We start from the raw sequence: 9,867 nt of genomic DNA on the forward strand, positions 1-9,867 counted from the left end.
TCTCCATGTTCCCGGTGTCGGGCGCCGCGCAGTTGAGCGCCTCGGGCGCGATCTCCAGGCTCCATCCGCTGATCTCGGCCAGGGGAGCGTATTCCAGGTTGGTCAGGCCCGACTCGGCCGGCAGGAACAGGTTCCACAGGCCGCGCTCTTTGGCCTTGGTCTTCAGTTCCTCGATGATCGGCGGGACGGTGTGGTCGTCGGGGCCGGCCTCGTCCCGGTACTTGTCGTATTCGGCCTCGGCCGGGAAGACGTACTCGGTCATGAAGTCGGTCAATCGCTGGTGGTAATCGTTGGCTTTGGCCGACATCGCGAAGTCCATGCCGTCACGATAGGACACGTGTCGAGACGCCCTGGATGGCGAGCCTCATTGGTCACCTTCGCGACACTGAAACCACACACACGACACGCCGCGACGGGTGTGCGTGGATGCAGTCTCGCGGTAGACATGGCGCCATGACCGAATCCCGTCCGCCGTTCCGGCCGTTCACCCTGGAGACGGCCCTGCAGAAGGTGCAGGCCGCCGAGGACGCGTGGAACACGTGCGACCCGCACCGCGTCAGCCTCGCGTACACGCCCGACTCGCAGTGGCGCAACCGGGACGAGCGCGTGGTCGGGCGCGACCAGATCGTGGCCTTCCTGACCCGCAAGTGGCAGCGCGAGCTCGACTACGCGCTGCGGAAAAGCCTGTGGGACTTCCACGACAACCGCATCGCCGTGCGGTTTCAGTACGAGTGCCACGACGCCAGCGGCCAGTGGTACCGCAGCTACGGCAACGAGCTGTGGGAGTTCTCCCCGTCCGGCTTGATGGCGCGCCGCGAGGCCAGCATCAACGACCTGCGCATCGACGAGTCCGAGCGCCGTTACTTCGGGCCCCGGCCGCCCGCGGAGCACGGCCAAGACATCCCGCTCTGGTAGCCGGCGGGCCACAACCCGGGGTATCCCGGCCCGGTCGGTCGCACGTCCGGGGCGGAATCCGGCAGGCGTTAAGGTAGCGAAGCGTGCGGCCCTAGCGGCGGCACATCCAAACGGCAGGAAAGTGGAAGCGGATGTACGCGCCATGACAGATGCGCAGACGACGGTAGGGGTGGTCGCCGAGTCCGGGGCCGACGAACGGCGGGTCGCGCTGGTGCCCAAGGCGGTGGCATCGCTGATCGGCAGCGGTGTGGCGGTGGTGGTCGAGTCCGGCGCGGGCGAAGGCGCGTTGCTGCCCGATCAGCTGTATACCGAGGCCGGCGCCGGCATCGGGGACGCCTGGTCCGCCGACGTCGTCGTGAAGGTGGCGCCGCCGACCAAAGAAGAGGTCGCCAGGTTGCGCCGCGGGCAAACCCTGATCGGCTTCCTGGCGCCGCGCAACGCCGACAACTCCATCGGCGCGCTCACCGAGGCCGGCGTGCAGGCGTTCGCGCTCGAAGCCATTCCGCGGATCTCGCGGGCCCAGGTCATGGACGCGCTGTCGTCGCAGGCCAACGTCGCCGGTTACAAGGCCGTGCTGCTGGCCGCCTCGGAGTCGACGCGATTCTTCCCCATGCTGACGACCGCGGCCGGCACCGTGAAGCCGGCCAGCGTGCTGGTGCTCGGCGTCGGGGTGGCCGGGCTGCAGGCGCTGGCAACGGCCAAACGGCTGGGTGCTCGAACCTCCGGATACGACGTGCGGCCCGAGGTGGCCGACCAGGTCCGTTCCGTGGGGGCGCAGTGGCTCGACATCGGCATCGACGCGGCGGGTGAGGGCGGGTACGCGCGCGAGCTCACCGAGGAGGAACGTGCCCAGCAGCAGCAGTCCCTGGAGAAGGCGATCGCCGGCTTCGACGTGGTGATCACCACCGCGCTGGTGCCCGGGCGGCCCGCGCCGCGCCTGGTGACCGCCGCAGCGGTGGAGTCGATGAAGCCCGGCAGCGTAGTGGTGGACCTGGCGGGGGAGACCGGGGGCAACTGCGAGCTGACCGAGCCGGGGCGCACGGTCGTCAAGCACGACGTGACCATCGCCTCGCCGCTCAACCTGCCGGCGACGATGCCGGAGCACGCCAGCGAGCTCTACAGCAAGAACATCACCGCGCTGCTGGACCTACTGATCAAAGACGGCAAGCTCGCCCCGGACTTCGACGACGAGGTCGTCGCGGCGGCGTGTGTCACCCGTGCCGGGAAAGAAGGCGCATAGATGTACGACGAGCTATTGGCCAACCTGGCGATCCTGGTGCTGTCCGGGTTCGTCGGCTTCGCGGTCATCTCCAAGGTGCCCAACACGCTGCACACGCCGCTGATGTCGGGGACCAACGCCATCCACGGCATCGTGGTGCTGGGCGCGCTGGTGGTGTTCGGCGAGGTTGAGCACCCGTCGCTGGCCGTGCAGATCATCCTGTTCGTCGCGGTGGTCTTCGGCACGCTGAACGTCATCGGCGGCTTCATCGTCACCGACCGGATGCTGGGCATGTTCAAGGGCAAGAAGCGGGCGCCCGCCAAACTCGAGGAGCCCGCGGCGAAATGAACTACCTCGTCACCGTTCTTTACATCATTTCGTTCGCCCTCTTCATCTACGGCCTGATGGGCCTGACGGGCCCCAAGACCGCGGTGCGCGGGAACCTGATCGCCGCCGTGGGCATGGCCATCGCCGTCGCCGCGACCCTGATCAAGATCCGCCACACCGAATCCTGGGTGCTGATCATCGCCGGCCTCGTCGTGGGTGTGCTGCTGGGCGTTCCCCCGGCCCGGTTGACCAAGATGACCGCCATGCCGCAGCTGGTGGCGTTCTTCAACGGCGTCGGCGGTGGCACCGTCGCGCTGATCGCCCTGGCGGAATTCATCGAAACGAAGGGCTTTTCGGCCTTCCAGCACGGCGAATCGCCGACCGTGCACATCGTGGTGGCGTCGCTGTTCGCCGCGATCATCGGGTCGATCTCGTTCTGGGGCTCGATCATCGCGTTCGGCAAGCTGCAGGAGATCATCTCCGGGGCGCCGATCGGTTTCGGCAAGGCGCAGCAACCGATCAACCTGCTGCTGCTCGTCGGCGCGGTCGCGGCCGCCGTGGTCGTCGGGTTGCACGCGCACCCCGGCACCGGCGGAGCATCACTGTGGTGGATGGTCGGCCTGCTGGCCGCCGCCGGTGTGCTCGGCCTGATGGTGGTGCTGCCGATCGGCGGCGCCGACATGCCGGTGGTCATCTCGCTGCTCAACGCGATGACCGGGCTGTCGGCCGCCGCGGCCGGCCTGGCGCTCAACAACACCGCGATGATCGTGGCCGGCATGATCGTCGGCGCCTCCGGTTCGATCCTGACCAACCTGATGGCCAAGGCGATGAACCGCTCCATCCCGGCGATCGTCGCCGGGGGCTTCGGCGGTGGGGGCGTGGCCCCGGGCGCCGGCGGCGACGGTGGCGACAAACACGTCAAGGCGACCTCGGCCGCCGACGCCGCGATCCAGATGGCGTACGCCAACCAGGTGATCGTGGTGCCCGGCTACGGCCTGGCCGTCGCGCAGGCCCAGCATGCCGTCAAGGACATGGCCAGCCTGCTCGAGGAGAAGGGCGTGCCGGTGAAGTACGCGATCCACCCGGTCGCCGGCCGGATGCCCGGGCACATGAACGTCCTGCTGGCCGAGGCCGAGGTGGACTACGACGCCATGAAGGACATGGACGACATCAACGACGAGTTCGCCCGCACCGACGTCGCGATCGTCATCGGCGCCAACGACGTCACCAACCCGGCGGCCCGCAACGAGCAATCCAGCCCGATCTACGGCATGCCCATCCTCAACGTGGACAAGGCGAAGTCGGTGATCGTGCTCAAGCGGTCGATGAACTCCGGGTTCGCGGGCATCGACAACCCGCTGTTCTACGCCGACGGGACGACGATGCTGTTCGGGGACGCGAAAAAGTCGGTGACCGAGGTCGCCGAGGAACTGAAGGCTCTCTGACCAGCTCTAGACGGGTGGGTAGGCGGGCGGCGGGTAGCCGTTGCCGTCGACCACCCCGCGCAGGCCCCACGGAACGTAGCGGAAGAAGAACTCGATCTCGTCGCTAGCGTCGTAGTCCGGACTCGGATCCATGAGGCCACCCCTCCAGTCGCGACTTGAGCTTTGACGGCGAGTCTAGTCCCATCCTCGTCGGGGCGACACCTGGCGTTTGCCTAAACTGTCCAACCAGTTGATTGATAATTGGCCGACCCCGGCATCCCGGCAACGGACGGGTAATGACGATAGCGAGTACCGATGGCATCCGAGAACGGACGAACGCGCCGCGAGGAGCTGCTGGCTGTGGCCACCAAGCTGTTCGCCGCGCGCGGTTATCACGGCACCCGGATGGACGACGTCGCCGACGTGATCGGGCTGAACAAGGCGACGGTGTACCACTACTACGCCAGCAAGTCCCTCATCCTCTACGACATCTACCAGCAGGCGGCTGAGCGCACCCTTGCCGCCGTCCACGACGATCCCTCGATGACGGCGCGGGAGGCGCTCTACCAGTACACCGTTCGCCTGCTCGACCAGATCGCCGCCAATCCCGAGGGTGCCGCGGTGTATTTCCAGGAGCAGCCCTACATCACCGAGTGGTTCACCGAGGAACAGGTCGCCGCGGTGAGGGAGAAGGAAACCCAGGTCTACGAGCACGTGCACGGCCTCATCGACCGGGGGATCGCCAGCGGCGAGTTCTACCAGTGCGACTCCCACGTCCTGGCGCTCGGGTACATCGGCATGACGCTCGGCGCCTACCGGTGGTTGCGGCCGAGCGGGCGCCGCAGCGCCAAGGAGATCGCCGCCGAATTCAGCACCGCGCTGCTGCGCGGCCTGATCCGCGACGAAGCGATCCGCACCAGTTCCCCGCTGGGTCCCTAGGTCCGATGGGGCGACCCGCTTCGCCCGGCTCCGCCGCGCTCGCGATCGCCCCTAGGTCCGATGGGGCGACCCGCTTCGCCCGGCTCCGCCGCGCTCGCGATCGCCCCTAGTTAGGCCCCCGCGCCTTTCAGGTGCCTGTCGAGGAAGGCGAGCTGGTCGGCGACGACGCGGTCGAACGCCTCGTCGACGTAGATCGCGAAGTGCCCTTCGGGATACAGCTTGACCTCGCCGTGCGGGGCGTTGGCCGCGTAGCGCAGCGTCGGCGCCGCCGGTGCCACCGAGTCGGCTTCGCACACGCAGAACAGGATCGGGCAGGGGATTCTCGCGGTGTCGCGGCCGGGACGGTAGGCCATGATCGTCAACGCGATGCGGGCCGCCACCTCGTTGGTCAGTTCCTCACCTTCGGGCACGAGCCTGAGATAGCCGGGGTACGCGTCGGGCGTGGTCATCAACGCGACGTCCCCGGGTCTTCCGACCGTCGGCACCATCACCGGAGGCTTGCGCAGTCGGGCGGCCACCAGGTCACGTGCCGCCAGGATGCCGACCCGCGCAAAGACCAGCGGGTTGCTGATCGTGCGCGCCGACGCGATGCCGTCGGTGAAGGGGCATTGGACGACCGCGGCGGCGATGCCCGGCAGCCGGGCCGCCGTGGCGATCACATGGCCGCCGGCAAAAGAGGTGCCCCACAAGGCGATTCGATTGGGATCGATGCCCGGCAGGGTGCGCGCGTAGGTGACCGCGGCGGCCCAGTCGGCGAGCTGCAGGCCCACATCCAGCACCTGGCGCGGCTCGCCCTCGCTGTCGCCGAAATTGCGGTAGTCGAACACCAGGCAGGCGTACCCGGCCGCGCTGAATCGTTCGGCGTAGGCGTCGAGGCGCATGGTGCGCACCCCGCCCAGCCCGTGCGCCATCACCAACAACGGCGCGGGCGCGTCGCCGGCCGGACGGTAGAGCCATGCGCTGATCAGGTCGCCGCCGGACGGGAACCGGACGTCTTCTCGTTGCGTCATCAGCGAGCTATTCTGCCTGGGCCGCGGCGATCCGTCCGCCGGTATGTGCCACGGTTTTTATGGACTAGTGTCTAGAAACGTTTGAGCGCTCAACGAACGGAGACTCCCATGGCGATCCGCGTCGCGCACGTCGGTACCGGAAACGTCGGGGGGTTGGCCCTCACCGAGCTGATCACCAACCCGCAGTTCGAGCTGGCCGGTGTGTGCGTGTCCACCCCGGAGAAGGTGGGTCGGGACGCCGGCGACCTGTGCGGAGTAGGCCTGGAACCCGGTGTCGTCACCGGCGTCACGGCCGTGGGAGACCTGGATGCGCTGTTGGCCACCAAGCCCGAGTGCGTCGTCTACTGCGCCATGGGCGACACCCGGCTGCCGGATGCCATGGCCGACGTCATGCGCATCCTGGCCGCCGGCGTCAACGTCGTCGGGTCCTCGCCGGGGCTGCTGCAATACCCGTGGGGCGTGATGCCCGACAAGTACATCGACCGCGTGGAAGACGCCGCCCGGCAAGGTAATTCGAGCATCTTCATCACCGGAGTCGACCCCGGGTTCATCAACGACCTCATCCCGTTCGCGCTGGCGGGCACCTGCCAGAGCATCGAACAGGTGCGTTGCATGGAGATCGCCGATTACGCCACCTACGACGGCGCGGAGGTCATGCGCTACATGGGATTCGGCCGGTCGCTCGACGAGGTGCCGATGCTGCTGCAGCCGGGCATCCTCGGCATCGCGTGGGGGACGGCGATCCGTCAGCTGGCGGCGGGACTGGGCATCGAGGTCGACGAGATCACCGAGTCCTACCAGCGCGAGCCGGCGCCGGAAGACTTCGACATCGCGGTGGGGCACGTCGCCAAGGGCACCATGGCCGCGCTGCAATTCGAGATTCGGGGCATGTCCAACGGGCGGCCGGCCGTCGTCATCGAGCACATCACCCGGCTGCGGCCCGACCTGCGACCGGACTGGGCCCAGCCGGCCGCCGGTGGCGGCTCCTACCGCGTCGAGATCACCGGCGAGCCCTCCTACGCCGTGGACATCGTTCCCAGCAGCCGCAAGGGCGACCACAACCACGCCGCGATCGTGGGTGCCGCCGGGCGCATCGTCAACGCGATTCCCGCGGTGATCGCCGCGCCGCCAGGCATCCTTACCACGCTCGACCTGCCGCTGGTGACCGGGAAAGGCCTTTACGCACCAACCACTTTGGTGAGCACCTAAATCGAAAGGAGTCCCTGTGGGACGGGTAGAAGGCAAAGTCGCACTGATCAGTGGCGGTGCCCGCGGGATGGGCGCCGAGCACGCGCGGCTGCTGGCGGCCGAGGGCGCCAAGGTGGTGATCGGCGACATCCTCGACGACGAGGGCAAGGCGGTGGCGGACGAGATCGGCGACTCGGTGCGCTACGTCCACCTCGACGTCACGCAGCCCGATCAGTGGGACGCCGCCGTCGAGACCGCGGTCGGCGAATTCGGCAAGCTCAACGTATTGGTCAACAACGCCGGCACCGTCGCACTCGGCCCGTTGCGAAGTTTCGATCTGGCCAAGTGGCAGAAGGTGATCGACGTCAACCTGACCGGAACCTTCCTGGGCATGCGGGTGGCCGTGGACCCGATGATCGCCGCGGGCGGCGGCTCGATCATCAACGTGTCCTCGATCGAGGGGCTGCGCGGCGCGCCGATGGTGCACCCCTACGTCGCCTCCAAGTGGGCGGTACGCGGCCTGGCGAAGTCCGCGGCCCTGGAGTTGGCGCGGCACAACATCCGGGTCAACTCCGTGCACCCCGGGTTCATCCGCACCCCGATGACCAAGCATCTACCCGACGACATGGTGACCATTCCGCTCGGCCGCCCGGCCGAGTCGCGCGAGGTCTCGACGTTCATCCTGTTTCTGGCCAGCGACGAGTCGTCCTATGCCACCGGCAGCGAATTCGTCATGGACGGCGGGCTCGTGTGCGACGTGCCGCACAAGCAGTTCTAGCCGCGGTGCTATAACGGCGAGCATGCTGCGCCGCTTGGCCGATGTGGTGGGGTCCAACCACGTGGTCACCGATCCCGACGTGCTCGCGGGCCGCGGTGTCGACCACACCGGGCGCTACCGCGGGCGGGCCAGCGCGCTGGTGCGCCCGGGTTCGGCCGAGCAGGTCGCTGAGGCGCTGCGGGTGTGCCGGGACGCTGGAGCGCACGTGACGGTGCAGGGTGGCCGGACCTCGCTGGTGGCGGGCACTGTGCCCGAACACGACGACGTGCTGCTGTCCACCGAGCGGCTGCATGCCGTCGATGACGTCGACACCCTCGAGCGCCGCGTCCGCGCCGGCGCCGGCGCCACCCTGGCCGCGGTGCAGCGCGCCGCGGGCGCCGCGGGCCTGGTGTTCGGGGTCGACCTGGCGGCCCGCGACACCGCGACGGTCGGGGGGATGGCCTCGACCAACGCCGGCGGCCTGCGCACGGTCCGGTACGGCAACATGGGCGAACAGGTCGTCGGCCTTGAGGTGGCGCTGCCCGACGGGTCGCTGCTGCGCCGGCACAGCCGGGTGCGCAGCGACAACACCGGCTACGACCTGTCGGCGCTGTTCGTCGGCGCCGAGGGCACCCTGGGCGTCATCACCGCCCTCGACTTGCGGCTGCATCCCACCCCGTCGCGGCGGGTCACCGCGCTGTGCGGGTTCGCCGGGCTCGACGCTCTGGTGGACGCCGGCCGGACTTTCCGGGACGCGGACGGCATCGCCGCGCTGGAGATGATCGACGGCCGTGCCGCCGCGCTGACCGGCGAGCACCTCGGGGTGGGCTCGCCGGTCGAGGGTGACTGGCTGCTGCTGGTGGAGCTGGCCGCCGACCACGACCAGACCGAACGGCTCGCCGAGCTGCTCGACGGCGCGCGGATGTGCTCCGAGCCCGCCGTCGGCGTGGATGTCGCCGCGCAGCAACGGCTCTGGCGGGTGCGGGAGTCGCTCGCCGAGGTGCTCGGCGTATACGGGCCGCCGCTCAAGTTCGACGTCTCCCTGCCGCTGTCATCCATCGACGGATTCGCCAGGGAGGCAGGCGAATTGATCGGCGCGCAGGCCCCGGAGGCGCTGCCGGTGCTGTTCGGCCACGTCGGGGAGGGCAACCTGCACCTCAACGTGCTGCGCTGCCCGGCCGACCGGGAGCATGCGCTGTACGAGCCGATGATGGAGCTCATCGCGCGGTCCGGCGGCAACGTCAGCTCCGAGCACGGCGTCGGCACGCGCAAGCGGCATTACCTGGGCATGTCCCGGGAGTCCGCGGACATCGCCGCGATGCGGACCATCAAGGCCGCGTTGGATCCGACGGGCTATCTCAACGCGGCCGTGCTGTTCGACTGATCGGACTTGCGCCGTCCGACATACGCTGGGATTCATGGCATCCGGAATCTTCGACACGCCCATTGTCGGAATCGTCAACAATCTATTCGGTGGCATGATCGATGCACCCGTCGTCGGACCGCTGGTACGACGCGGGCTGATCAAAATTCGCTACGTCGGCAGGCGTTCGGGTAAGACGATCCAGACCCCGGTCGGGTACCGCCGCTCCGGCGACGGCGTCGTCATCCACGTCATGTCGCCCGATAGCAAGACATGGTGGCGAAACTTTCTCGGCGAGGGCGGGCCGATCACGCTGCTCAACTTCGACGGCGCCGATCGCACCGGACACGCGATCGCCAGCCGCGACGAGAAGGGCCGCGTCAATGTCGCGGTCCAGCTCGACTGATCAGGAGCCGCCCTTGATTCCGACCGCGTGCCGCAGCTGCGCCAGGAACTGGTCCGCGTCGTCGCTGCGGACGATGTAGTGCGAGATGGCGATCCGGATCACGGTCGCCGCCTTCACCGCGGCGTTCGGCCCGGGCATATGCCGCTGCAGGCCCTCCCGCATCTGCGGGATCACCCACGAGAACTGGGCGATGGTGTGCTCGGGCTCGACGTCGACCATGCGCACACCGGAGTAGGAGTGCTGGTATTCGACGATGAACCGCAGCACCGCGTCGAGCTTGTCGACCCCCTTCAGGCCCGCGGTCGCCCGCACCAGGCCG

Annotated in this window: 11 protein-coding genes and 2 pseudogenes; 9 read left to right on the forward strand and 4 right to left on the reverse strand. The window is 68.5% G+C overall.

Annotated elements, in window-relative coordinates; genetic code table 11:
- Positions 1 to 307 (reverse strand): annotated as a pseudogene (locus A9X04_RS08105) (acyl-CoA dehydrogenase); the annotation flags it as partial.
- 146 nt (positions 308 to 453) lie between these two features.
- Between A9X04_RS08105 and A9X04_RS08110 the strand changes: the two are divergent.
- The 4 genes from A9X04_RS08110 (at position 454) to A9X04_RS08125 (ending at position 3,906) form a co-directional block, all read left to right on the forward strand.
- The gene (locus tag A9X04_RS08110; protein WP_067919170.1) at positions 454 to 915 is read left to right on the forward strand and encodes a nuclear transport factor 2 family protein; all 462 of its coding nucleotides are present in this window, start codon (positions 454 to 456) and stop codon (positions 913 to 915) included.
- A gap of 142 nt (positions 916 to 1,057) precedes the next feature.
- Positions 1,058 to 2,155 (forward strand): Re/Si-specific NAD(P)(+) transhydrogenase subunit alpha, encoded by a 1,098-nt coding sequence (locus tag A9X04_RS08115; protein ID WP_067919173.1) that lies wholly within the window; start codon positions 1,058 to 1,060, stop codon positions 2,153 to 2,155.
- A complete protein-coding gene (locus tag A9X04_RS08120; RefSeq protein WP_067919175.1) occupies positions 2,156 to 2,482 on the forward strand; it encodes an NAD(P) transhydrogenase subunit alpha in 327 nt (108 codons plus the stop codon).
- On the forward strand, positions 2,479 to 3,906 hold the full coding sequence (locus tag A9X04_RS08125; protein ID WP_067919177.1) for an NAD(P)(+) transhydrogenase (Re/Si-specific) subunit beta: 1,428 nt from the start codon (positions 2,479 to 2,481) through the stop codon (positions 3,904 to 3,906). The genes A9X04_RS08120 and A9X04_RS08125 overlap by 4 nt, the downstream gene beginning before the upstream one ends.
- A 6-nt stretch (positions 3,907 to 3,912) precedes the next feature.
- Here A9X04_RS08125 and A9X04_RS30280 read toward each other — a convergent pair whose 3' ends face one another.
- Positions 3,913 to 4,038: a hypothetical protein gene (locus A9X04_RS30280; RefSeq protein ID WP_007167223.1), complete on the reverse strand. Its 126-nt coding sequence runs from the start codon at positions 4,036 to 4,038 to the stop codon at positions 3,913 to 3,915.
- 162 nt (positions 4,039 to 4,200) lie between these two features.
- Between A9X04_RS30280 and A9X04_RS08130 the strand changes: the two genes are divergently transcribed.
- Positions 4,201 to 4,824 carry a TetR/AcrR family transcriptional regulator gene (locus A9X04_RS08130; protein ID WP_067919179.1) on the forward strand — a complete coding sequence of 208 codons (624 nt, stop codon included), beginning with the start codon at positions 4,201 to 4,203 and terminating at the stop codon, positions 4,822 to 4,824.
- A 110-nt stretch (positions 4,825 to 4,934) separates the two neighbouring features.
- Here A9X04_RS08130 and A9X04_RS08135 read toward each other — a convergent pair whose 3' ends face one another.
- Positions 4,935 to 5,834: an alpha/beta hydrolase gene (locus A9X04_RS08135; RefSeq protein ID WP_067919181.1), complete on the reverse strand. Its 900-nt coding sequence runs from the start codon at positions 5,832 to 5,834 to the stop codon at positions 4,935 to 4,937.
- A gap of 108 nt (positions 5,835 to 5,942) precedes the next feature.
- Between A9X04_RS08135 and A9X04_RS08140 the strand changes: the two genes are divergently transcribed.
- Genes A9X04_RS08140 through A9X04_RS08155 form a run of 4 tightly spaced genes read left to right on the forward strand, consistent with a single transcriptional unit; the run spans position 5,943 to position 9,548 of the window.
- Positions 5,943 to 7,043, forward strand: a complete 1,101-nt coding sequence (locus A9X04_RS08140) for a diacylglycerol kinase (RefSeq protein WP_067919182.1) — start codon at positions 5,943 to 5,945, stop codon at positions 7,041 to 7,043.
- Positions 7,044 to 7,059: 16 nt separating this feature from the next.
- Positions 7,060 to 7,800 carry a glucose 1-dehydrogenase gene (locus tag A9X04_RS08145; RefSeq protein ID WP_067919184.1) on the forward strand — a complete coding sequence of 247 codons (741 nt, stop codon included), beginning with the start codon at positions 7,060 to 7,062 and terminating at the stop codon, positions 7,798 to 7,800.
- Between the two features lie 22 nt (positions 7,801 to 7,822).
- The gene (locus A9X04_RS08150; protein ID WP_067919186.1) at positions 7,823 to 9,163 is read left to right on the forward strand and encodes an FAD-binding oxidoreductase; all 1,341 of its coding nucleotides are present in this window, start codon (positions 7,823 to 7,825) and stop codon (positions 9,161 to 9,163) included.
- A 34-nt stretch (positions 9,164 to 9,197) separates the two neighbouring features.
- Positions 9,198 to 9,548: a hypothetical protein gene (locus A9X04_RS08155; RefSeq protein ID WP_067919187.1), complete on the forward strand. Its 351-nt coding sequence runs from the start codon at positions 9,198 to 9,200 to the stop codon at positions 9,546 to 9,548.
- On the opposite strand, the pseudogene A9X04_RS08160 reads toward A9X04_RS08155, so the two are convergent.
- Positions 9,549 to 9,867 (reverse strand): annotated as a pseudogene (locus tag A9X04_RS08160) (TetR/AcrR family transcriptional regulator); the annotation flags it as partial. It lies immediately after the preceding gene.

This window comes from Mycobacterium sp. E3247 (assembly GCF_001667785.1).
In the GTDB taxonomy this organism is placed as follows: Bacteria; Actinomycetota; Actinomycetes; order Mycobacteriales; family Mycobacteriaceae; genus Mycobacterium.